General features: G+C 67.9%; 22 protein-coding genes. 10 read left to right on the top strand and 12 right to left on the bottom strand.

The window, feature by feature from the left end:
- Window positions 1-57 precede the first annotated feature (57 nt).
- The 3 genes from ACVT6V_RS17260 (at window position 58) to ACVT6V_RS17250 (ending at window position 2726) form a co-directional block, all read left to right on the top strand.
- On the top strand, window positions 58-1401 hold the full coding sequence (locus tag ACVT6V_RS17260) for a glycosyltransferase family 87 protein (protein WP_489894860.1): 1344 nt from the start codon (window positions 58-60) through the stop codon (window positions 1399-1401).
- On the top strand, window positions 1398-1835 hold the full coding sequence (gene msrB / locus ACVT6V_RS17255; protein WP_489894858.1) for a peptide-methionine (R)-S-oxide reductase MsrB: 438 nt from the start codon (window positions 1398-1400) through the stop codon (window positions 1833-1835). The genes ACVT6V_RS17260 and msrB overlap by 4 nt, the downstream gene beginning before the upstream one ends.
- 126 nt (window positions 1836-1961) lie before the next feature.
- Complete coding sequence (locus tag ACVT6V_RS17250; protein ID WP_489894856.1) at window positions 1962-2726, top strand: alpha/beta fold hydrolase; 765 nt, start codon at window positions 1962-1964, stop codon at window positions 2724-2726.
- 549 nt (window positions 2727-3275) lie between these two features.
- Here ACVT6V_RS17250 and hemQ read toward each other — a convergent pair.
- Genes hemQ through hemE form a run of 3 tightly spaced genes read right to left on the bottom strand, consistent with a single transcriptional unit; the run spans window position 3276 to window position 6501 of the window.
- Entirely contained in the window at window positions 3276-3971 is a 696-nt protein-coding gene (gene hemQ, locus ACVT6V_RS17245) for a hydrogen peroxide-dependent heme synthase (protein ID WP_489894854.1), read from the bottom strand.
- A 59-nt stretch (window positions 3972-4030) separates the two neighbouring features.
- Window positions 4031-5434 (bottom strand): protoporphyrinogen oxidase, encoded by a 1404-nt coding sequence (gene hemG / locus ACVT6V_RS17240; RefSeq protein ID WP_489894852.1) that lies wholly within the window; start codon window positions 5432-5434, stop codon window positions 4031-4033.
- On the bottom strand, window positions 5434-6501 hold the full coding sequence (hemE, locus tag ACVT6V_RS17235) for a uroporphyrinogen decarboxylase (RefSeq protein WP_489894850.1): 1068 nt from the start codon (window positions 6499-6501) through the stop codon (window positions 5434-5436). Before hemE ends, hemG begins: the two co-directional genes overlap by 1 nt.
- 69 nt (window positions 6502-6570) lie before the next feature.
- Between hemE and ACVT6V_RS17230 the strand changes: the two genes are divergently transcribed.
- Window positions 6571-7197, top strand: coding sequence for a DUF3000 domain-containing protein (locus ACVT6V_RS17230; protein ID WP_489894848.1), 627 nt, complete (start codon window positions 6571-6573; stop codon window positions 7195-7197).
- Between the two features lie 16 nt (window positions 7198-7213).
- On the top strand, window positions 7214-8533 hold the full coding sequence (locus tag ACVT6V_RS17225; protein WP_489894847.1) for an HRDC domain-containing protein: 1320 nt from the start codon (window positions 7214-7216) through the stop codon (window positions 8531-8533).
- A 117-nt stretch (window positions 8534-8650) separates the two neighbouring features.
- On the opposite strand, the gene dxs is transcribed toward ACVT6V_RS17225, so the two are convergent.
- From dxs to ACVT6V_RS17210, 3 genes are all read right to left on the bottom strand, one after another.
- Window positions 8651-10615, bottom strand: coding sequence for a 1-deoxy-D-xylulose-5-phosphate synthase (gene dxs / locus ACVT6V_RS17220; RefSeq protein ID WP_489900857.1), 1965 nt, complete (start codon window positions 10613-10615; stop codon window positions 8651-8653).
- A 170-nt stretch (window positions 10616-10785) separates the two neighbouring features.
- Window positions 10786-12129 carry a class I SAM-dependent RNA methyltransferase gene (locus ACVT6V_RS17215; protein ID WP_489894845.1) on the bottom strand — a complete coding sequence of 448 codons (1344 nt, stop codon included), beginning with the start codon at window positions 12127-12129 and terminating at the stop codon, window positions 10786-10788.
- Entirely contained in the window at window positions 12126-14138 is a 2013-nt protein-coding gene (locus ACVT6V_RS17210; RefSeq protein ID WP_489894843.1) for an APC family permease, read from the bottom strand. Before ACVT6V_RS17210 ends, ACVT6V_RS17215 begins: the two co-directional genes overlap by 4 nt.
- A 167-nt stretch (window positions 14139-14305) precedes the next feature.
- Between ACVT6V_RS17210 and ACVT6V_RS17205 the strand changes: the two genes are divergently transcribed.
- Both ACVT6V_RS17205 and ACVT6V_RS17200 read left to right on the top strand, forming a co-directional pair.
- Complete coding sequence (locus ACVT6V_RS17205; RefSeq protein WP_489894841.1) at window positions 14306-14971, top strand: potassium channel family protein; 666 nt, start codon at window positions 14306-14308, stop codon at window positions 14969-14971.
- Between the two features lie 24 nt (window positions 14972-14995).
- Window positions 14996-15655 carry a potassium channel family protein gene (locus ACVT6V_RS17200; RefSeq protein ID WP_489894839.1) on the top strand — a complete coding sequence of 220 codons (660 nt, stop codon included), beginning with the start codon at window positions 14996-14998 and terminating at the stop codon, window positions 15653-15655.
- A gap of 104 nt (window positions 15656-15759) precedes the next feature.
- On the opposite strand, the gene ACVT6V_RS17195 is transcribed toward ACVT6V_RS17200, so the two are convergent.
- The gene (locus tag ACVT6V_RS17195; RefSeq protein WP_489894837.1) at window positions 15760-16476 is read right to left on the bottom strand and encodes a DUF3159 domain-containing protein; all 717 of its coding nucleotides are present in this window, start codon (window positions 16474-16476) and stop codon (window positions 15760-15762) included.
- On the bottom strand, window positions 16457-16834 hold the full coding sequence (locus ACVT6V_RS17190) for an OB-fold nucleic acid binding domain-containing protein (RefSeq protein WP_489894836.1): 378 nt from the start codon (window positions 16832-16834) through the stop codon (window positions 16457-16459). Before ACVT6V_RS17190 ends, ACVT6V_RS17195 begins: the two co-directional genes overlap by 20 nt.
- A 118-nt stretch (window positions 16835-16952) precedes the next feature.
- Between ACVT6V_RS17190 and ACVT6V_RS17185 the strand changes: the two genes are divergently transcribed.
- Entirely contained in the window at window positions 16953-17666 is a 714-nt protein-coding gene (locus tag ACVT6V_RS17185; RefSeq protein WP_489894834.1) for an alpha/beta hydrolase, read from the top strand.
- A gap of 31 nt (window positions 17667-17697) precedes the next feature.
- On the opposite strand, the gene ACVT6V_RS17180 is transcribed toward ACVT6V_RS17185, so the two are convergent.
- Together ACVT6V_RS17180 and dut are read right to left on the bottom strand one after the other, a co-directional pair.
- Window positions 17698-18480, bottom strand: coding sequence for a DUF3710 domain-containing protein (locus tag ACVT6V_RS17180; protein ID WP_489894832.1), 783 nt, complete (start codon window positions 18478-18480; stop codon window positions 17698-17700).
- Between the two features lie 87 nt (window positions 18481-18567).
- Window positions 18568-19098 (bottom strand): dUTP diphosphatase, encoded by a 531-nt coding sequence (dut, locus tag ACVT6V_RS17175; RefSeq protein WP_489894830.1) that lies wholly within the window; start codon window positions 19096-19098, stop codon window positions 18568-18570.
- Window positions 19099-19120: 22 nt separating this feature from the next.
- Here dut and ACVT6V_RS17170 point away from each other — a divergent pair, with 22 nt between their 5' ends.
- Complete coding sequence (locus ACVT6V_RS17170) at window positions 19121-19705, top strand: DUF3093 domain-containing protein (protein WP_489894828.1); 585 nt, start codon at window positions 19121-19123, stop codon at window positions 19703-19705.
- Window positions 19706-19772: 67 nt separating this feature from the next.
- Here the strand turns inward: ACVT6V_RS17170 and ACVT6V_RS17165 are convergent, their stop codons facing one another.
- Complete coding sequence (locus ACVT6V_RS17165; protein ID WP_489894826.1) at window positions 19773-20072, bottom strand: DUF4193 domain-containing protein; 300 nt, start codon at window positions 20070-20072, stop codon at window positions 19773-19775.
- A gap of 427 nt (window positions 20073-20499) precedes the next feature.
- On the opposite strand from ACVT6V_RS17165, the gene cei reads away from it, so the two are divergent.
- Complete coding sequence (gene cei, locus ACVT6V_RS17160) at window positions 20500-21207, top strand: envelope integrity protein Cei (protein ID WP_489894825.1); 708 nt, start codon at window positions 20500-20502, stop codon at window positions 21205-21207.
- A gap of 29 nt (window positions 21208-21236) precedes the next feature.
- Here cei and ACVT6V_RS17155 read toward each other — a convergent pair whose 3' ends face one another.
- Window positions 21237-22145, bottom strand: a complete 909-nt coding sequence (locus ACVT6V_RS17155; RefSeq protein ID WP_489894823.1) for an inositol monophosphatase family protein — start codon at window positions 22143-22145, stop codon at window positions 21237-21239.
- Between the last annotated feature and the right edge of the window lie 65 nt (window positions 22146-22210).

The following is a 22210-nucleotide window of genomic DNA, read 5'->3' as shown; positions in this document are numbered from 1 at the left end:
GCCACAAACGCCGCAGGCCATGCGGATCTGCGCGCCCGGACGTAGTACGGTTCGCGGGTGGCGATTCTCGACAGGTACCTCCACCCTCAGATGACTGCGGAGCGGATCATTCCGACGGTGCTGTGGCCGATCACCATCATGATGATGTTCCACCGCACGGTCATCCTCGCCGTCAACGGTGATCGAACAGACGACTTCAAGCCGGTTTACCAGGCGGCACTGCAGTTCCTGAACGGCCAACCGGTCTACAACGAGAACCTGAACACCGTCGATCCCCACTACCTGTACCCGCCGTCGGGGACCCTGCTCATGGCACCGCTGGCCGCCATCGATCCGGAGCGGTCGCGATGGTTGTTCATCGCGGCGAGCGTCATCGCCCTGGTCGTCAGCGCCTATCTGTTGGCGCGCATGTTCGGCTTCTCGGCGAAGTCCTGGGTGATGCCGGTCATCCTGTTCTTCTTCTTCTGTACCGAGACGGTTGCGCACACCCTGATCTTCACGAACTTCAACTCGTTCGTCCTGCTGGGCATGGTGGCGTTCATGCTTCTGATGATGCGCAGGCACGACTGGTGGGCCGGCGTGCCGCTGGGGCTCACCGTCGCCGTCAAGCCGGTGTTGCTGCCGTTGCTCCTGTTGCCTCTGCTCAACCGTCAGTGGCGCGTCCTGGTCACTGCGATCGGCATCCCCCTCGTGCTCAACATCGTGGCCTGGCCGTTGATCGTCGACTCCAAGTCGTTCATCACCCGGACGATGCCGTACCTCGGTGAGTCCCGCGATTACTACAACAGCTCGATCGCAGGCAACGGCGCGTATTTCGGTGTGGCGGACTGGCTGGTTCTGCTACTGCGCGTCGCGTTCGTCCTCATGGCGATCTTCGCGCTCTGGTTCCTGTACCGCTACTATCGGCGCTCCGACGAACTGCTCTGGCTCGCGACGTCGACCGGGGTCCTGCTCGTCACGGAGTTCCTGGTCGGCTCGCTCGGACAGGGCTACTACTCGATGCTGCTGTTCCCGCTGTTGATGACCGTCTTCCTGCCCGGCTCGGCGATGCGCAACTGGCCCGCGTGGCTGGGTGTCTACGGATGTATGACCTTCGACTCGTTCTATTCGGACGAGTGGGAGGCATTCGGCCGCCAGCTCGAGTTCAACAAGGTGACCTGGGGATGGTCACTGTTGATGATCGCGGTCTTCTGCTCGTTGCTGTTCCGATACCTCGACATGCGCCGCGACGGCGTGGCCTCCCTCGACGACGAGTCGGGTGCGGGTGCAGCGGCCGACCCCGCATTGACAGGCCATGGGACCGAGGACACCGCGAGTGCCGGCTCCGCCGACGGTGGCGAGCGTGCCGGCTCCGCCGACGGTGGCGAGGGTGCCGACACTGTCGCTACCGTGGAGAAATGAGTCCGAACACGCCCGCCGAATCCGGTCCCGTCGACGCCCAGGCGATCAGCGACGACGAATGGCGGGAGCGCCTGTCCCCCGCCGAATATCGGGTCCTGCGCCAGGCCGGTACGGAGGCGCCGTTCACCGGTGAGTACACCGACACCAAGACCGTCGGCGTGTACCGCTGCCGCGCCTGCGACGCCGAGCTGTTCCGCAGCGAGCAGAAGTTCGATTCGCACTGCGGCTGGCCCTCGTTCTTCTCGCCGCTCGCCGGAGACGCCATCATCGAACGCGCCGACACCTCACTCGGGATGCGGCGCGTCGAGGTGCTGTGCGCCAATTGCGGCAGCCATCTCGGACACGTCTTCGAAGGTGAGGGCTACGACACCCCCACCGACCTGAGGTACTGCATCAACTCGATCAGCCTGAAGCTGGAGCCGGCCGACGAGTGACGGCGGTGGCGCCTGCAGCTCACCGCCGTTTGTCGGGCCTTCTGCACCGGGCCGACAGAACCTGCACCTCGCTCGTCCCACCCTTTCGGTGACCGCAGAGGCCGCGTCGGTGGCACACTCTGTGGCGTGACCTCGCGGACGTCGCCCCTGGTCCTGCTGCATGGCGTAACTCATTCGGGTCGCATCTGGCGCGACGTCGTTCCGCTGCTGTCCGCGCACCACGACGTCTATACGCCGACATTGCTCGGGCACCACGACGGGCCCACGATCCAGCACCGGCCCCTGCGTGTCAGCCACCTCGTGGATGCGGTGGAACAGTATCTGGACGAGCAGGGTCTGGCGCGGCCGCACCTCGCCGGCAACTCTCTGGGTGCTTGGGTGGCAATCGAGTTGGCCCGGCGTGAGCGCGCCGCAACCGTCTGTGCTTTCTCACCGGCAGGTTACTGGTGGGACAGGAGTTCTCATCGAAAAGTCCTCGGACAACTGCACAGGGCGCGTGGGCTGGCGCCCGTGGTACGTCCGCTGGCGCCGTTTGTGCTCAGATCGGCAATGATGCGCCGCCTCAGCGTGCGTGCGGGCGCATGTCACGGCGACCGCATACCGGCGGCGCGGGTCGTGGAAATGATCGACGGAATCATCGACTGTCCGTTCCTGGAGGACTACACGATCGACGAGCAGGCCGAACCACTGGATCCGCTGCCATGCCCGATCACTCTGGCGTGGGCCCAGTTCGACAAGATCGTTCCAGCCGCGACATATGGCCAGACCGCACGGGCACGGTTGCCGGGTGCCACGTGGGTGCTTCTGCCCGGTGTCGGACACATTCCGATGATCGACGACCCGGATCTCGTGGCGAGGACCATCATCGAGGTGACCGGTGGTGCGGCTTAGCTGCTGCGCCCGGCCCGCTCCACGGAGCATGCGGGTGCGGATGCGGTGGTGAAGGGGTCACCGATATCGCGGGCAGATCGGCGGAGACGATCGACGCCACCACGCGTCTACGGATTCGCTCACCAGCGAAGCCTCCGACGATCGAGTAGGTTCCGAGCCGCCAGGCGAGGGACACCACCCGGTGATCGAGTAGGTTCCGAGCCGCCAGGCGAGGGACACCACCCGGTGATCGAGTAGGTTCCGAGCCGCCAAGCGAGGGACACCACCCGGTGATCGAGTAGGTTCCGAGCCGCCAAGCGAGGGACACCACCCGGTGATCGAGTAGGTTCCGAGCCGCCAAGCGAGGGACACCACCCGGTGATCGAGTAGGTTCCGAGCCGCCAGGCGAGGGGCCGTATCGAGATCCCGCAACCCCGGTCTCGATACACGACTCACTTCGTTCGCTGCTACTCGACCAGCGAGATTGTCGTGGACGCGCCCGCACGCCTCGCGTATTCGTCAGGGCGTGCGGAGTCAGCGCAGTTCGAGCCTCAGCAGCAGGTCGCAGCCTCAGGGCAGTGCGTCGATCAGGGCGGTGGGCTCCACGCGAGGGCCGGTGAAGAACGGGGTCTCCTCGCGCACATGCAGTCGCGCCTCGGTCGCGCGCAGGTCGCGCATGAGGTCGACGATGCGGTGCAGCTCCGGCGCCTCGAACGCCAGCAGCCACTCGTAGTCACCGAGGGCGAACGACGACACGGTGTTGGCGCGGACATCTTTGTACGCCCGGGCCGCCTTGCCGTGGTCGGCGAGCATCTTGCGACGCTCCTCATCGGGCAGCAGGTACCACTCGTAGGACCGGACGAACGGGTAGACGCAGATATAGTTGCCCGGCTCCTCACCCGCCAGGAACGCGGGGATGTGGCTCTTGTTGAACTCGGCCGGCCGGTGCAGCGCAACATTGCTCCAAACCGCGTTGCACGCCTTGCCCAGGATCGTCTCCCGGCGGAATCGCGCATAGGCGGCCTGCAGCTGCTCGACCTCCTCGGCGTGCCACCAGATCATGAAATCGGCGTCGGCCCGTAGTCCCGAGACGTCATAGACTCCACGCACCACCACGCCGGAGTCCTCCAGGGATTTCAGGAAGTCGGTGGCGTCCGCCTTCACCTGGTCCCGGTCCTCGCCGAGTTCGCCGGGCCGCACCGCGAACACCGAGAACATCAGGTAGCGGACGGTGGCATTGAGTTCTGCATAGTCCAAGCGGCTCATGCAGTTCATGGTGCCACCGCGCTCGTTCGCGCAGTCAGTCAGGTCAGACGCACAGTCGGTCAGGTCAGATCGCCGAGGAGAGCGTTCACAGCACGTCCGGCCCGGCCGATACAGGCGGGTACACCGACGCCGGCGTACGCCGAACCGGCGAACGCGAGACCCCTGGGACGACGGCGTTCGACGTCGGCCATGGATTCGAGGTGGCCGGGCGAGTACACCGGAAGACCGTTCGTCCACCGCTGCACGACGACCTCGACCACCTTCGACGACGGTGCCGCCTCTCCGGCAGCACGGCACACCTCGTCGAGATCTTCGAGAGCCTCCGTGCGGATCCGGTCGTCGACGCCGGGTTCGATGCAGTCGTCCGGCACGGCCGCGCGGTATCGACCGAACGACGCGCGCACCGACACAGGACCGTCCTCGCCGGACAGGTGCGACCACTTCTGCGAACTGAGGGTGAAGGCCTTGGCCCGCAGACTGTCGCCGGTCGCCACCAACACACCGGAGTGGTCCGGCAGCGCAGTACCCGGTTCCAGCGCGATGGACACCACGAGCGACGACGCCCGGCGAACGGCCTGCAGCGGCTCCGAGACCTCCGGCAGCGCCTTTCGGAGGGTGTATCCGGCCTGCCATGCAGGCATGGCGAGGATCACCCCGTCATAGTCGGCGGTCCGCCCGTCACTCAGGTCGAGAGACCATCCCGCACGTGACGGCGCGAGTCCGGCCACATACGAGCACAGCTGGGGCTCCACATCAGCCGCCGCGATCAGGGCGTCGATCAGCACCCGGTAGCCGCCGACGAGTGTTCCGAAGACGGGACCGGAACCCGTGCTCTGCAAAACCAGCTCCCTCACTGCGGCGCTCAGGCTCGGCGCGCCCGCGTCGAGCCGCGCGGCCAGCGCCGGGAGTGCTTCGCGCACACCGATGTCGGCGGCGAGGCTGGAATACACGCCACCGAGCATCGGGTCGACGCTGCGGGCGACGACCGACGGCCCGAAGCGCTCGGCGACCAGATCTCCGAGGGAGACGTCGGTGCCGGACTCCCACCGCCAGGGTCGGTCGGGTTCGGCGTCGATCCGCTCCAGATCGACGCGGTCGGCGAGGCCGATCACCGCATCGGCACTCGCCGGGATGCCCATCAACGCGGGCGTGGGCAGTGGATGGAGCCGTCCCGCCGACCACACCGCGGGTCTGCGCGAGGTGGGCGAGACGATGCGGTCGGTCAGGCCGAGTTCGGCGACGAGCTCCAGCGCCTCCGGGCGCCGCACGATGAACGCCTCTGCCCCGACGTCGACGGACCGCCCTCCGACGTCGACCGTGCGCAGCACACCACCGGCACGGGTGCCGCATTCGTGCACGTCGATGTGCGCGTCGGCACCGAGCTTCTGACGCAACCGGTAGGCGGCGGTCAGGCCGGAGATACCAGCCCCGACGACCGCCACTCGCCGCGCCCGACCTGCCATCAGATGGTGTGGATCAGCTCGACGACCCGGGTGAGGACGTCGGGGTCGGTGTCGGGAAGGACACCGTGACCGAGGTTGACGATGTGGCCGGTGGCACCGGCCCGTACAGCCCGCTCGCCGTCGGCGATGACGCGTCGCACCTCACGCTCGACGACATCCGGCCCGGCGAAGAGCAGTGTGGGGTCGAGGTTGCCTTGGACCGCCTTTCCCGGGCCGACCCGCCGTACCGCCTCGTCGAGCGGAACCCGCCAGTCCACCCCGATCACATCTGCGCCGACCTCGGCCATCGCACCGAGCAGTTCTCCCGTACCGACGCCGAAGTGGATTCGCGGTACCCCGAAGGCGGCGATCTCGGCGAACACGCGTGCGCTGTGCGGTGCCACGTAGGTGCGGTAGTCGGCCAATGAGAGCGCGCCGGCCCACGAGTCGAACAGCTGAACCGCGTCCACGCCGGCCTCCAGCTGAACCTGCAGAAACGCGATGGTCAGGTCGGCGAGACGACCCATGAGCGCATGCCAGGTGTCGGGCTCGGCGTGCATCAATGCCTTGGTCCGCGTGTAGGTGCGGCTCGGCCCGCCCTCGATCAGGTACGACGCCAGCGTGAACGGTGCACCGGCGAACCCGATCATCGCCACGGCCTCGGGAAGTTCGTCGAGGAGCAGTTCGATGGCGTGCGCGATCGCACCGACCGAGTCGGTTTCGAGCCGAGGCAGTGCGGCGACGTCCGCGGCCGTCCGCACCGGCTGCGCGATGACAGGGCCCGTACCCGCGACGATGTCGAGGTCGATGCCGGCCGCCTTCAGGGGCACCACGATGTCGGAGAACAGGATCGCCGCGTCGACGTCGTGCCTGCGCACCGGTTGCATCGTGATCTCACACACCAGCGCCGGGTCGAAACAGGACTCGAGCATCCCGTGGTCGGCACGGATGGCACGGTATTCGGGCAGTGATCGACCGGCCTGACGCATGAACCAGACGGGCCGGCGGCTGGGTTTCCCGCCGGTGGCGGCCTCGACCAGCGGACGGTGGTGAGCGCGGCGGGCGCGGGATCGCGTTGTCTCGGACATCAGTGCCTACTCTGCCATGTGTCGGCGCGCCTCCGACCACCGTGGGGTAGCCGGACCTACCGTCGAACCGTGACCTCTTCTGGAGCTCCGACGGAGCCTGCTGACTTCCGCACCGCGGTCGAGTCATTGCACGCCGCGCGGATCCGGTCGGAAATCGAGGTCGGTCCGATCCGGCCCCCGCAGCGGCTCGCCCCATACAGCTACGCGGTGGGCGCCGAGGTCCGGACCGCCGAGGACTTCGACGACGTCCCGGTCGACTCGACCGGGAGTTCGTTCGGGCGTCTGATCCTGCTGTACGACCCGGCCGGCCAGGAAGCGTGGAACGGCACGATGCGTCTGGTGGCCTACGTACAGGCCGAGGTCGAGGCCGCCCTGGCGATGGACCCGTTGTTGCCCGAGGTGGCCTGGAGCTGGCTGTCGGAAGCCTTGGGTGTCCCCGCAGGCGAGACGGCGACGTCAGGATCCTCCCCGACTCGCGGAGTCGACGTCACCGCACTGGGAGGCACCGTGACATCGACGACATCGGTGCGCTACGGCGACATCGCCGGTCCCCCGCGCGCACATCAGTTGGAACTGCGCGCGTCATGGACCGCGACCACCCTGGACCTCGCCGGCCATCTCGAGGCGTTCTGTGAAGTCCTGTCCTCGGCCGCCGGCCTTCCTCCGGCCGGTATCACCGAGCTGGGCCCCAACTGAATCGGCACGGCTCGGGATGAGTATCGGTGACCACGGCGACACAGGGTCATCGTCGGAAGACCCCGAGGCGGGCGCGGTGCCCGCCGAACCGACCACCGTGCCCCTGCTCAGCCCGGCCGACGGCGTCCCGCCCGTGCTCTCCACCGCAGCCCAGTTCGCCGAGGCCGCCGAGAAATTGTCCGCTGCGACCGGACCCATCGCGGTGGACACCGAACGCGCGTCGGGCTACCGGTACTCCCAGAGGGCCTACCTGATCCAGATCCGCCGCGCCGGCGCGGGCAGCTTCCTGCTCGATCCCATCGAGGAACCCGCCGGACTGGCACCGATCATCGCGGCGCTCGACGGCCCCGAATGGGTGCTGCATGCCGCTGACCAGGATCTTCCCTGCCTACGCGAAGTCGGATTCGTGTGTCGCGAACTCTATGACACCGAGCTCGCCGGACGGTTGCTCGGCCTGGCCAAGGTCAACCTCGCCGCGATGGTGGCGGAGTTCCTCGGGCTCGGCCTCATCAAGGGACACGGCGCCGCGGACTGGTCCCGACGGCCACTACCCGACGACTGGCTCAACTACGCCGCCCTCGACGTCGAGGTGCTGATCGAGCTACGCGATGCGATGGATGCGGCGCTCGCCGACGCCGGCAAGGATCAGTGGGCCCGTGAAGAATTCCGATTCGTACTCGACCGCCCCCCGGCACCGCCCCGGACCGACCGCTGGCGCAAGACCTCCAATATCCACACCATCAAGAGTGCTCGCACCCTCGCCGCGGTCCGAGAACTGTGGACCGCGCGTGAGGAACTGGCGCAGCGGCGCGACGTCGCACCCGGGCGCATCCTGCCGGATTCGGCCATCGTCACGGCGGCGAACGCGGATCCGCGAACCCAATCCGACCTCACCCGGCTGCCCATTTTCGGGGGGCCTCGCCAACGACGCCAGGCCCGGATCTGGCTCGACGCCCTCGAACGAGCGCGCGAACTTCCCGACGACCAACTGCCACCGCGGAAGTCGCCGGTGACCGGCCTGCCACCGATCAACCGGTGGGATCAGCGCAATCCGGAGGCGGCTGCGCGCGCGGCGCAGGTCCGACCGGTCGTCAGGGAGATCGCGGACACTCACCAGGTCCCGGTGGAGAACCTGCTGCTCCCCGAGGTGGTGCGTCAACTGTGTTGGGACGGTGTGGATCTTCCGGCGACAGCTGAGTCCATCGATCGCCGTCTCGCGGCCGAGGGCGCCCGGCGGTGGCAACGCGAACTCTGTGCTGCGCCGATCGCCGAGGCTCTCAACGCGGCGGCTGCCACGGACACGGCCGCTGCGGACGGCGACGTCACGCACGAGTGACGACTCAGCACGACGCCGACAGGACCCGTGTTCGCACTGCCTGCGAGAACCCCGACGGACAGAATCCCTATGCCGCCGACAGGATCACGTCGAAACCCGCAGAACCGCGAGTACGCCTCAGGAGTCGGATTCGGGTGCGCTGGACAGGTCGGGCTGTGACAGTTCGTCGGCATCACCCGGATCGGCGACCGAGTGGATCTCGGCGACCGTGGCGGTGATGGTCCGTGCCAGATCCTGCGCCGTGAGACCGAATCCGGCCAACAGATCGCCGCGCGACGCGTGCTCGACGAACTGCTGTGGGATGCCGCGGTGCTGTACCGGGACCGCGACACCGGCCTCCGACAGGGCGTCGCTCACCGCCGAACCGACACCGCCGCGAACTCCGCTGTCCTCCAAGGTCACCACGAGCCGATGGCGTGTCGCGAGGTTCGCGATCGAGGCCGGCACCGGCAGGACCCAGCGCGGATCGACCACGGTCGCGTCGATGCCCTGACGGCCCAGGCGCTCGGCCGCGTCGACCGCGAGCCCACAGAAGGCACCGACCGCGACGATCAGCACGTCACCGGCCGCCTCGCCGACACCCGGAGCCGCTCGGTACAGGACGTCGACACCGTCGTCGAGCCGTTCAACCGCTCGGATGTCCTCCGGCACGGCGCCCTTCGAGAAGCGCACGGCAGTGGGTCCGTCGGCCACGGCGAGCGCCTCGTCGAACTCTTCTCGCAGGCGGACCGCATCGCGCGGTGCCGCGACGCGCAGACCGGGCACCAACGACATGAGTGAGAGATCCCACATCCCGTGGTGGCTGGGACCGTCGGGGCCGGTGATGCCGGAGCGGTCGAGCACCAGGGTCACCGGCAGCCGCAGCAGCGCCACGTCCATCAGCAGCTGGTCGAAGGCCCGGTTGAGGAAGGTCGAGTAGATCGCGACCACCGGATGCAGCCCACCGAGCGCCAGCCCGGCCGCCGACGTCAGCGCATGCTGCTCGGCGATACCGACGTCGAACATCCGATCCGGGAACCTGTCGCCGAAGGGCGTGAGACCGGTGGGGCCGGGCATCGCCGCGGTGATCGCGACGACGTCGCGTCGACGCGTGCCGGCCTCGACCAGCGCCGCCGAGAAGATCGACGTCCAATCCTGCGGTGCGACGCTGGTGGCGCGACCGGTACGGGGATCGATGATGCCGGTCGAGTGCATCTGGTCGGCCTCATGATTCTCGGCCGGTGCATAGCCCATCCCCTTGCGGGTGACGGTGTGCACGATGACCGGTCCGCCGAATGTCTTGGCCTGACGCAGCGCCGACTCCAGCGACCCGATGTCGTGGCCGTCGACCGGACCGACGTACTTGAGCCCCAGATCGGTGAACATCGCCTGCGGCGCGAGCAGATCCTTCAGACCGCTCTTCACACCGTGCAGCACCGCATATGCCGGTGGTCCGACGACCGGGAGCTGCTTCACCGCTTTGCGGCTCTCGTCGAGGAAACGTTCGTACCCGGGCTGCAGCCGCAGACCCGACAGGTGGCTGGCCAGACCGCCGATGGTCGGTGCGTACGACCGGCCGTTGTCGTTGACGACGATGATCACCGGGCGGTCGCCGCCGGCGATGTTGTTGAGCGCTTCCCAACACATCCCACCGGTCAGTGCGCCGTCACCGACCACCGCGACAACGGTCCGGATGTCCTGCCCGGTCAGTTCGAACGCCTTCGCGAGTCCGTCGGCGTAGGACAACGCCGCCGACGCATGCGATGACTCGACCCAGTCGTGCTCGCTCTCGGCGCGTTCCTGATAGCCGGTCAGACCGCCCTGCTGTCGCAGCCGATCGAAGCCCTCACGTCGGCCGGTGACGATTTTGTGCACATAACTCTGATGGCCGGTGTCGAAGATGATCGGGTCGTCCGGGGAGTCGAACACCCGGTGCAGCGCGAGTGTCAGTTCCACCACACCCAGGTTCGGTCCGAGGTGTCCCCCGGTCGCCGAGACCTTGTCGATGAGGAACTCCCGGATCTCGGCGGCGAGCGTCACCATCTCGTCCGACGACAGCGCCTTCAGGTCGGCCGGCGAACCGATCGTCTCGAGCACGCCCATCGGGTCCTCCATCACATCCATCGAATCCAGCTCATGAACGCCGGGCTGCGGCGCGTGGGCACCGGCCCGATCACGGGTACGGTCCTGTCCCGACAGTCTACGGATCCCACACAGCTCCCCCGGCCCGGTCGACCGCGGGCCTCGCGGTCGGGTTGGTCACACCGCCGTGTTCACCCACCCCGATGAGCCGGGACCAGACATGCGATCGCCTCGACGTGATGTGTCATCGGGAACGCGTCGAAGGCGCGGATCTCCCGCGGCCGATAGCCGTGGTCGGCGAACAGCGCCAGGTCGCGAGCGAATCGGCCGACGTCGCAGCCGACATGCACGATCACCGACGGGTCGGCGTCGGCGACGATGCCGATCACCGCCTGTCCGGCTCCGGTACGGGGTGGATCGAGCACCACGACATCCGGCGACGGCAGCCGCCCCGCCACGGCGGACACCTCACCCTGATGGACGAAAATGCCCTGGTCCTCCGCGAAGGTGTCCTCGGCTGCGGCGAGCGCCGCCGGATCGGAGTCCACGACGTGGATCGCCTCGAACTCACCGCAACCGGCAGCACCGGCGTCGTCGTGCAGGGCCGCCGAGAAAACCCCGGCACCGCCGTAGAGATCCCAGGCGACCGAACCCTCCGGCCGGCTCGCAACCTGCGTAGCGGACAACATCTCGACGACCGTGCGGGCATAGACCGACGGCGCCGCGCGATGCGCCTGCCAGAAGGCGGTCACCGGAATCCGCCAGATCCGGTCTCCGACCCGATGAGGTGCCGACGATTCCCCTTCGACGACCCGGACGTCGCGCCGGCCCTCTCGCCGACGCCGGGCGGCCTGGGCGCGGCCGCGGGCGCCGCGAGTGCCGGCACCCGGCCGCTTGGGCGGTGCGAGTTCGGAGATGTGTCGACGGCCGTTCATGTCGACCACCACGGCCAGATCGGCGCCGGGTGCCACGGTCAAGTCATCGAGGCCGTCGAGCATGCCGGATTCGGGCGCGGCGCACTGATGCCCGGTCACGATCGACGTCCCGTGGAACGCGTGCATTCCCGGGCGGCCCTCGGCGTCGACACCGAGACGGGTCCGAACCCGCCATCCGGTCCCGTCGTCGCCGAGCGACGCGACCACGCCCGGGCCGACTCCGGCCTCGGCCAGGTCGGAGGCCTCGAATCCCCCGATGCGGCTCAACGCGTCGAGCAGGACCTGACCTTTGAGCTCACGCGCATGCGCCGGGTCGATGAACCCGAGGTCACAGCACCCGGCACCGTGGCGTGCCGCGTCACACGGCGAATCGACACGATGCGACGACGGTTCGATGACGTCGACCACCTCGGCGCGGACAAAGCGTTCGGCGTGGTCGTCGGTGATCCGGGCGCGGACGAGTTCGCCGGGGATGGCGCCGCGGACGAAGACGACGCGACCGTCCACACGTGCGACCGACTCGCCACCGTTTGCGGGACGCTCGGGACGTAACACCAACTCGGAGCCGACTCCCCCGGCGCCGGCGGTGATTTCGCTCACCGCTCGTCCATGCTGCCGCCGAGCGCGCGACGTGTCTCGCCGGGGGCCGAGTAGGTCAGATCCCGATTCTTCAGTCGATCCGACGACGTGAGCTGCCAGGGCACCGACGTCACCATCACGCCCGGCTCGAACAGGAGACGGCCCTTGAGCCGCAGCGCAGACTGGTTGTGCAGGATCTGTTCCCACCAGTGACCCACGACGTATTCAGGGATGAACACGGTGATGACGTCCCGTGGTGATTCACGCCGCACCCGTCGGACATAGTCGATGACGGGTCGGGTGATCTCGCGGTACGGCGAGGCGATGACCTTGAGCGGCACCGAGATGTCGCTGGCCTCCCACTCCGACACCAGCTTCCGGGTATCCCGGTCGTCGACGTTGACCGTGATCGCCTCGAGGACGTCGGGCCGCGTGGCACGTGCATACAGAACGGCGCGTTTGGTCGCCAGATGCAGGGTGGAGACCAGAACGATCGAATGAGTCCGGCTCGGCAACACCGAGTCCTCTTCCTGGCGTTCCAGTTCTCGCTGCACCGTTGCGTAGTGATGGTGGATCAGCTTCATCAGGACGAACAACCCGACCATGGCCAGGATCGCGATCCACGCGCCCGCGGTGAATTTGGTGATCAACACGATCACCAGCACGGTGGCGGTCATCACCAGGCCGATCGAGTTGATCACCCGGGACTGCTGCATCCGTCTGCGCGCATTCGGATCGGTCTCGGTGCGCAGGTGCCGCGTCCAATGCCGCACCATGCCGGTCTGGCTCAGGGTGAACGAGACGAACACGCCGACGATGTAGAGCTGGATCAAGGAGGTGACCTGGGCGCCGAAGGCGACCACGAAGATGACCGCGGCCAGTGCGAGGAACACGATTCCGTTGCTGAAGGCCAGTCGGTCGCCTCGGGTGTGCAGCTGTCGCGGCAGGAAGCGGTCCTGAGCCAGCACCGAACCGAGCACGGGGAAACCGTTGAACGCGGTGTTCGCCGCGAGTACGAGGATCAGTGCGGTCGCGGTCGCGATGAAGTAGAACGCCGGCGGGAACGAGTCGAACACCGCATGTGCGAGTTGGGCGATCATCGCCTTCTGCTGATAGCCCTCGGGGGCGCCGATCAGGTCGTTTGCCGGATCCATCACATATTTGGCCCCGATCTTCTGGGCCAGGAGGACGATGCCCAGCAGCAGGGTGATGGAGAACGTCCCGAGGAGTAGCAGAGTGGTCGCGGCGTTGCGCGACTTCGGCTTCCGGAACGCCGGGACCCCGTTGCTGATCGCCTCGACACCGGTCAGTGCCGCACATCCCGAGGAGAACGCGCGTGCGATCAGGAACACGAAGGCGATGCCGACGAGATGATCGTTCTCTGCGCGGATACCGAAGTCGGCGGTCTCGGATTGGACATTGTCACCGAGGACGAAGATCTCGATCGCACCCCAGATCAGCATGCCCAGCACGCCGATGATGAACGCGTAGGTGGGGATCGCCAGGACAGTTCCCGATTCCTTGATGCCCCGAAGGTTGACCGAAGCCAGCAGTGCGATCGCGACGACGCTGAACCACACCTTGTGATCGGAAACGAAGGGGATCGCCGAGCCGACGTTCTCCGCCGCCGAGGAGATCGACACCGCGACGGTGAGCACGTAGTCGACGAGCAGCGCACTGCCGACCGTGAGGCCGGCGTTGGGGCCCAGGTTCACCGTGGCGACCTCGTAGTCACCGCCACCCGACGGATACGCGTGCACATTCTGCCGATAGCTGGCCACCACGACGACCATCACCCCGGCGACCGCGAGCGCGACCCACGGCGTGAACGACAACGCACTGAGTCCGGCGACCGACAGCACGAGGAAGATCTCCTGCGGCGCGTACGCGACCGACGACATCGCGTCGGAGGCGAAGACCGGGAGCGCGATGCGCTTGGGCAACAGGGTGTGACCCAACTTGTCGCTGCGGAACGGGCGGCCGAGCAGCAAACGTTTCGTCGCGACGGACACCTTGGACACGGTGGACACCAGGCAACACTAAAGCGTGTAGTAGACAAAGGCCACAGCGGACCGGGACCGACGATCGGTGTGTATGGTCAAGCCCCGGCCGAGCCGCGCAGGCGGTAGGTTCGATGCGTCCGTGCGGAGAATCTCGGACGAGGCCGGAGTACCGATGGGTCGTCGGAAGGGTGGACGTGCAGGTAGTCATCATGGGGTGCGGCCGAGTGGGGTCGGCACTGGCCATGGCGATGCAGAAGCGTGGTCACGATGTCGCCATCATCGACCGTGACAAGTCATCGTTCGTCCGGCTCAGCCCGGACTTCCGCGGCACCACCGTGATCGGGGTCGGATTCGATCAGGACGTGCTGAAGCGGGCGGGGATCGAGACCGCCGACGCGTTCGCCGCGGTCTCCTCGGGCGACAACTCGAACATCATCTCGGCGCGCGTGGCGCGGGAGACATTCGGTATCGAGCGTGTCGTCGCGCGCATCTACGACGCGAAACGTGCCGAGGTCTATGAGCGACTCGGGATCCCGACCGTGGCGACCGTGCCGTGGACGACCGAGAGGTTCGTGTCCGCGCTGGGCGAGACGTCGACGACGACCGAATGGCGCGACCCCTCGGGGTCGCTCGCGATCGCGCAACTCGATGTGGACGAGAGCTGGATCGGGGTGACCGTCGGCAAGTTCCAGGAGCAGACCGGCGCGCGGATCGCATTCCTGAACCGGTTGGGCCGCCCGATCCTCCCCGACCTCAAAACGGTTCTCCAGCAAGACGATCTCATCTTCGCGGCGATCCTCATCGAGAGACTCGCCGAGGTACGTGCCACCGCGCGAGCACCGCGCATCACCTCCGACTGATCCAGCGGTGAGGAAGGACACACCATGAAGGTCGCCATCGCCGGCGCCGGTGCGGTCGGACGTTCGATCGCCCGTGAACTGCTGCTCAACCACCACGCGGTCACGCTGTTCGAGCGCAACATCGCCCACATCGACCCCGAGTCGGTTCCCGAGGCCAGTTGGGTCCAGGCCGATGCCTGCGAACTGAGCAATCTCGAACAGGCCGATCTACAGACCTTCGATGTGATGATCGCCGCGACCGGAGACGACAAGGCGAACCTCGTGGTCAGTCTGCTCGCCAAGACAGAGTTCGCGGTCAACCGGGTGGTCGCGCGGGTCAACGACCCGCGCAACGAATGGCTGTTCGGCGAGGACTGGGGGGTCGACGTCGCGGTGTCGACGCCGCGCATCCTGGCCTCACTGGTCGAGGAGGCGGTCTCGGTCGGTGACCTGGTGCGGCTGATGACGTTTCGTCAGGGAGAGGCGAATCTCGTCGAACTCACCCTGCCGTCGAACACCCCGCTGGCCGGTAAGCCGGTGCGCAAGCTGGATCTGCCCCGCGATGCGGCGCTGGTCGCGATCCTGCGGGGCGGACGGGTCATCGTGCCCCAGAAGGACGACCCGATCGAGGGTGGGGACGAATTGGTGTTCATCGCACCTGCTGAGGCCGAACCCGCGCTGCACGAGGCGATGCAGCTGCACTGACGGCTCGCGCCCGATCGGGTGGCGCGCGCCGGCGAGCTCGTCCTACGGGCCCGCAAGCGCTGCGACGTGACGCACGACGCGGCGCGTTGGGGTTCGCTCGGCTGCTACCGAACCGGTTGTTCCCCATCGGGATGCTCGACCCGCTCTTCTTCGCGGGTGGCCCGGCGCACCAGGACCACTGTCGCGAGCACAGCCAGGGCGGTCAGCGGCCAGCCCATGGCGATGCGGGATACGGCGAGCCAGCCGGTGCTGCTGTGGTCGTAGAGTTCGGACTGCGTGACATAGCGGGCCGCGAAGACGAGTGCCCAGAAGGCGGTGGCCAGGTCGTAGGCACGCAACGTCTTCCGATGCTTGCGCCACGCCATACCCTCGCCGCTGACCAGATTCCACGCCACGCCGACCAACGGCCACCGCACCACGATGGAGGCGACGAAGACGATTGCATAGGCGAGTGTCGTCCAGATGCCGAAGAGGAAGTAGCCCTTGGCGTCCCCCACGCGGTGGGCGATGAAGACGCAGATGGCGACTCCGATCAGACCGGAGATCGCCGGGTTGAGGGGCTCACGGCGCCACAGCCGGATGCCGAAGATCACCACCGCCGCGGCGATCGCGGCCACCATTGCCGCACGCAGCCCCCACACGGCGTTGACGGGGACGAACACGACGATCGGCACCGTCGAATAGATCAGTCCGGACGGGCCGCCCATCTGGTCCAGAATCGAGGGTGTCGGCTCGGACCGTGCTCCCTCGGCGGTGTCGGGCGACTCGGTGCCCCCGGCGTCGGCGTCACCGACGCCCGGGTCATTCGTCGTCCGGGCCATAGAGCTCGTAGTACGGGTTGTAGATGATCTTGTTGCCGTCGTGTTCCGCGAGCCGGCCCCGCACGGTGAGCTTTCGTCCGGGCTCGATGCCCGGGATGCGATTTCGCCCGAGCCACTTGAGCAGCACGGTGTCCGAACCGTCGAAGAACTCGGCCTTGACCCCGACCTTGGCGGTTCGCGAACACGTCTCGACCGAGCGCAACTCGCCGTGCATGGTCACCTCGTCACCACGACAACACTCGGCGGCACGCTGGGCGCCGGTGGCACGTGATTCCTCAGCGATCTGTTCGGCGTCGGCCTCCCCGAGGTCTTCGGTCAGCCGGCGGGTCAACCGCTTCAGATAACCGGTGGTAGGCATCACACCCTCCTGGGTGACTCATCGTAGTGAGAGTACGGACGGGTTTGCCGACCCCTGCTTGCAGTTGCCAGCGTAATCCTGTCCGTGCTCCCTGTTCAACGTCGGGCATGATCATTACATGCCCGACGCACCGGGGTCGGAACGGAGGGTCCCGACGACGCTCGTCGCGATGCCCGGCACGGGGTCCGACGCCGATTATGTGGAACGTGCATTCGGTCCCGCCGCCGATGCCCTCGGCCTGACGCTGGTGGCGTTGGAACCGACATCCGACCTGGTCAACGGGTATCGGCAACGTCTCGACGAGCTGGTGGCCGAGCGCCCGGGCTCGATCATCGTCGGCGGGGTGTCGATCGGCGCGGCGATCGCCCTGTCCTGGGCGTTGGACAACGCGTGCGCCGGCGTCTGGGCCGCACTGCCGGCATGGAGCGGTGACCCGGCGTCCGCGCCGGCCGCGTGGAGCGCATCGGCGACCGCACGTGCGTTGACCACAGACGGGCTCGAACCCACGCTGGCGGCGATGGCCGCGACCAGTCCGGCATGGCTCGCCACCGAGCTGAGCCGGTCGTGGCGGGCGCTGCATCCCTGCCTCGCGGATCAGTTGCGCGCCGCGGCCGCCTTCTGTTCCCCTACACCGCCTCAGATCGCGGGGTTGGCCGCTCCGTTAGCGGTCACCGTGGCCGTCGACGACCCGGTGCATCCGGTCGGGGTCGGCCGCGCGTGGGCAGACGCGGCTCCACGGGCCGCCCTCACCGAGGTCACGCTCGATCAGTGGGGCAACGACCCGTCTGTACTCGGGTTCGGTTGTGCCCGGGCGTGGCGCTCGATCCGCTGATCGATGCCGCGCGAGAGGCCGTGCGGTCCGTTCAGCCGCGGCGATCCCGCCGGAAACGCTGCATCGCCGACCCGGAGGATCGCGGCATCTGGTCGTCGCCATCCGCGGGGAGGTCGTCGGTCTCGTCGTCGGGACCGGGTGGCGACGCCTGATCCAGGGGACCGGGCTGCGCCTCGTCGGTGCCGACGGGATTTCCGGACAGTGCCGACGGATCTGCCGACTGGTCGGCGATCATCTGCTGTTGCGCCGCCGCCACCTGTTCGGCCAGCACCGGCGGCAACACCACCGGAAGCGGATCGCGTGGCGGAAATGGTTCGGTACCGCGCCGCACGACGGACTCGGCGAGCACCGCGCGGGCCAACCTGCCCAGCTCGTCGGCGACCTCGTCGGGACCGCTGGCGACACACCGCACCATCCAGCGTGGTCCGTCGACGCCGATGAAGCGGTGCAGACCGCCGGGCACCGCGGCGACGACCTCGCGGCCCCAGTGTCCGTCCTCGATGGACACCGATGCCCCCTCGTCACGCAGGGAGGCCGCCAATTCCTTCACCACCTCACGCCACAGACCCGGGGATTTCGGCGCGGCGAAGGCACTCACGTTGATCCGGCCGTGCGGGGTCACCAGGTAGACCGATTCGGGCTGGTGGTCCGCGGTCATCTCCACGGTCACCTGACCACCTTCGACGACGGGCACGAGAACCGAACCGAGATCGAGGTGGGAGTTCTCCAGGTCCTCGGTGGGCGTCGCCAGGGCGTCGAGGTCGTAGGGCCCCTGTGCGGACCCGACGCGCAGTCCGTTGTCTTCAGTCGCCATGTCGTTTGCTCTCCCTGTCTCGATGCAGCGGTGTCGAGTGGTCCGGTGTCGGGTGCTCGACGTCTCGATGGGTCACGCCGCGGTTGATCAGGCCCCGGCCCGACCATCGATCTCGGCAACGGTCTCGGCAAGGATCGCGTGGCCGCCGCTCGATCCGTGACCGCCGACCCCGCGACTGGTCTCGTCGAGCTCCTCGACCTCGACGAAGTCGGGCAGTTCGACACGTTGTACGAGCAGCTGGGCGATCCGATCCCCGCGCGCGATGGTGATCGGCTCGTCGGGATCGAGATTCACCAGACACACCTTGATCTCCCCGCGGTACCCGGCATCGATCGTTCCGGGAGTGTTCACGATCGACAGCCCCGCCCGCGCGGCGAGTCCGGACCGCGGATGCACGAGGCCCACCGTCCCGGCCGGCAGCGCGATCGCGATTCCGGTGCCGACCAGCTGACGACGTCCGGGCGGGAGTTCGAGATCGATCGTCGAGCACAGGTCGACACCGGCGTCACCGGGGTGTGCGCGTGCAGGCAGCGGGATGTCGGGATCGATTCGGCGGACCGCGATGGGTCCGATCGGGTCGGTGCGGTCAGATGCCGCGGTGGGAGAATTCGGCGCCACGAGGGCAGACTACGCTGGTCGCGTGACTCCCCCAGCATCACCCGAGAATCCAGCCGGTCAACCCTCCGGCGATGACGGAGGCGGGTCCGCCCGGAACGCGGACCGGCCGGTGTCAGAAGGCAACTCGGGCTCGGATCGATACCACGAGCGCCTGTACGTGCCGTGGTGGTGGTGGCTCGCCGCGGTGGCCGTCACCGGCGTCGTGGGCTACGAGATCCAGCTCTCGGCGCACCGGGCGGCATGGAGCATCGCGGGTTATGTGGTCGTCGCCCTGCTGTGCGCCTGGATGCTGTGGTCGCTGGGCCGGGTGACGGTGCGGGTCACCGCCGACGGCCGGCTGCAGGCGCACCGCGCGCGGCTGCCGCGAGCGGTGATCGCCCGCGGGGCATCGGTGCCCGCCACGGCCAAGAGCGCCGCCCTCGGCCGTCAGCTCGATCCCGCGGCGTATCTGGTTCACCGGGCATGGGTGAAGACCATGGTGCTGCTGGTGCTCGACGATCCCGACGATCCGACACCCTACTGGCTGGTGTCGACGAGAAATCCGGCGGCGGTTCTCGCGGCGCTGGAACTACCCGACGCCGCAGCCGAGGCCGGCATCGCCGACTGACTCCGAGGGCGGGTCGGCACCACCGACCCGCCTGGTGTCGTACGTCCGGGACGCTGCGTCGGACTGCTCAGGCGCAGTCCACACAGATCATCGAGTTTCCGTTCTGCCGCGCCAGCCGGCTGCGGTGATAGACGAGAAAACAGCTGCTGCAAGTGAACTCGTCGGCCTGCTTGGGGATGACCCGGACCGACAGCTCCTCGCCGGACAGGTCGGCGCCCGGTAGTTCGAACGATTCAGCGGTATCGCTCTCGTCGACGTCCACCGCCGACGACTGGGCCTCGCTGCGTCGTGCCTTCAGCTCCTCGAGGGAGTCCTCGTTCAGGTCCTCGGTATCCGTGCGTCGTGGCGCGTCGTAATCAGTAGCCATTGTGTGCCTTACCTGTGTGAGAGTGTGAGGGGCGCTCTCGGATGCCGGCTTGTGGCCGAACAAACTAGGTGCGCGAGTCCCGCCGGGATTGTCTTGCCGCCGGGCGTCACTTCAACGTCATGACCCGTGCAATTCGTTACCCAGGACCCAGCCGATCGGCGTGATCTTCATCACATCCGACCCACATGCCTTCCGTCTGCTTCGGAGGGCGGGCGCCCGAAGCATAGTGCACCGGGACGCCACGGTCAACGAACACCTCGGCGAGATCATTCCCCCGCGTGTCGACCCGCCCGGATCGAGGTGACGTGGGCCGGCGAACCAGCGATCCGGTCACCGTCGCAGGGCGCCGTCGGCCTGCCTGCGCGAGCGTCGGCGGATCACCATTTAGAGTGGGCGGCACGTTCGACGGAGAAGGAGCCGATGCAGGGTGGTGGCGCAGATTACCGCGGGGTCCTCGGTCGACGACAGGGGTCGCCCGTATCGGCGACGTCGCTTTCGGCCGGCGATCATCGCCGCAGTGGTGCTGTTGGTGGCGGGTGTGGTCGTCTGGGCGATCGCGCTGAGTGAATCGGGACCCGAGTCGGTTCCGACAGCCTGCAATCAACCGACCCCGGCTTCGGTCGACCCGTCGGCGCCCGCACCACCCACACCGGCGACCCCGGCACCGACACCCGATCTCGCCGCGGCCGACCGCGACGAGATGATCAAGGTCTCGCCGGCCGCCCTGTCGACCTTCCAGGTCCGTGTGCTCAACGCGTCGTCACAGCGAGGCGCCGCCCGTTCGGTCTCCGACGATCTGACCGCACAGGGCTTCACCCCCGCGGCCGACACCCCGTACACCGACGACACGGTGTACCCGAACCGCGACCTCGCCTGCTACGCGCAGATACGCTTCGGGCCGGCGGGGAAGGCGAGTGCGGCTGCCGTCTGGCTGGCACTGCCGTGCGCACAACTCGTCGACGACGGCCGTCAGGGCACCTCGGTCGACGTCGCACTCGGTGAGTACTACGAGAGTCGCGAACAGTCGCAGGACGCACAGGCCGCCCTGGAGGCGCTGCGGTCGGCTGACCCGAAGGACCCGAAGACAGGTGCGGACCCGGCCCTCGTCGAGGCCGTCCACTCGACGTCCTGCTGACCGATACGCACCACTGGCCGATCTGCCGCTCAGGCGGCACCCAGCCGGCGCCGTGCGCCGAGGTCGTCGAGCATCTCGACGAAAGCGTCCGCGATCGCCGGTGCACACGCGATCGTCACGTGCCCGTCCGAGGACCGCGACTCCGGCGGTGGTGTGTGCACGACCGCGCCCGCCTCGGCTGCTATCAGCCCACCGGCAGCCCAATCCCATGGACTGAGTCCGTGCTCGAAATGTGCGTCCACCGCCCCACTGGCCACCATGCACAGATCGAGCGCGGCGGCACCGATGCGACGGATGTCGCGGACACGCGGCAGCATCGCGGCCACCATCCGGCCCTGCTCGGCCCGTCGCCGGGCGTCATAGGAGAAACCGGTGGCCACCAGGGCCAGCTCCAGCCGTTCGATCGGATTGCACGACAATCCGATGCGACCGCCACCCGCGTCCAGATGCGCGCCGGCACCCAGTGCCGCGGAATACGTGATCTCACGCGCGACATCGACCACCGCCCCGGCGACGGACCGGCCGTCCACCTGGGCCGCCACGGACACCGCGTAGGCCGGGATGCCGTACATGAAGTTGACGGTGCCGTCGATCGGATCGACGACCCACCTCACCCCGTGCGGGACGTCGACCGATCCTCCGGACTCCTCCCCCAGGATCTCGTCACCGGGCCGGCGCGTTCGCAGTGCCGAGCGGATCAGTTGCTCGGTCTCGGTGTCGGCGAGGGTGACCGGATCGGTGGGCGTGGACTTCGTGCTCACCGCAGCCGACGACGCCGGATCATCCGCCGAGTGCTCGTCGCGGCGAACCGCCTCCGGGTCGTGCCCCGGTCGCGGACCGAACAGCTCGGGCCGGCGCGCCCGGACGTGGGCCGCGGCACTGAGCGCCACCTCGATCGCGACACGTTCGAGTTCTCCGAAGTCCACATCATCCGTCACGTGCCTATGTCAACACACCGTCGTCGGCTCCCGTCGAGTGGGCGCGGGACAGGTGAACGCCGGCT

It is taken from the genome of Gordonia sp. LMA167, assembly GCF_058130025.1.
This window is presented reverse-complemented; position numbering and strand designations above follow the sequence as displayed.

Excerpts from the sequence above, each read along its gene's own strand:
- msrB (WP_489894858.1), top strand. The coding sequence starts at position 1,398 with ATGAGTCCGAACACGCCCGCCGAATCCGGTCCCGTCGACGCCCAGGCG.
- hemQ (WP_489894854.1), bottom strand. The coding sequence starts at position 3,971 with ATGAGCCGCTTGGACTATGCAGAACTCAATGCCACCGTCCGCTACCTG.
- hemG (WP_489894852.1), bottom strand. The coding sequence starts at position 5,434 with ATGGCAGGTCGGGCGCGGCGAGTGGCGGTCGTCGGGGCTGGTATCTCC.
- hemE (WP_489894850.1), bottom strand. The coding sequence starts at position 6,501 with ATGTCCGAGACAACGCGATCCCGCGCCCGCCGCGCTCACCACCGTCCG.
- ACVT6V_RS17225 (WP_489894847.1), top strand. The coding sequence starts at position 7,214 with ATGAGTATCGGTGACCACGGCGACACAGGGTCATCGTCGGAAGACCCC.
- dxs (WP_489900857.1), bottom strand. The coding sequence starts at position 10,615 with ATGGGCGTGCTCGAGACGATCGGTTCGCCGGCCGACCTGAAGGCGCTG.
- ACVT6V_RS17200 (WP_489894839.1), top strand. The coding sequence starts at position 14,996 with ATGAAGGTCGCCATCGCCGGCGCCGGTGCGGTCGGACGTTCGATCGCC.
- ACVT6V_RS17195 (WP_489894837.1), bottom strand. The coding sequence starts at position 16,476 with ATGGCCCGGACGACGAATGACCCGGGCGTCGGTGACGCCGACGCCGGG.
- ACVT6V_RS17190 (WP_489894836.1), bottom strand. The coding sequence starts at position 16,834 with ATGCCTACCACCGGTTATCTGAAGCGGTTGACCCGCCGGCTGACCGAA.
- ACVT6V_RS17185 (WP_489894834.1), top strand. The coding sequence starts at position 16,953 with ATGCCCGACGCACCGGGGTCGGAACGGAGGGTCCCGACGACGCTCGTC.
- ACVT6V_RS17180 (WP_489894832.1), bottom strand. The coding sequence starts at position 18,480 with ATGGCGACTGAAGACAACGGACTGCGCGTCGGGTCCGCACAGGGGCCC.
- ACVT6V_RS17165 (WP_489894826.1), bottom strand. The coding sequence starts at position 20,072 with ATGGCTACTGATTACGACGCGCCACGACGCACGGATACCGAGGACCTG.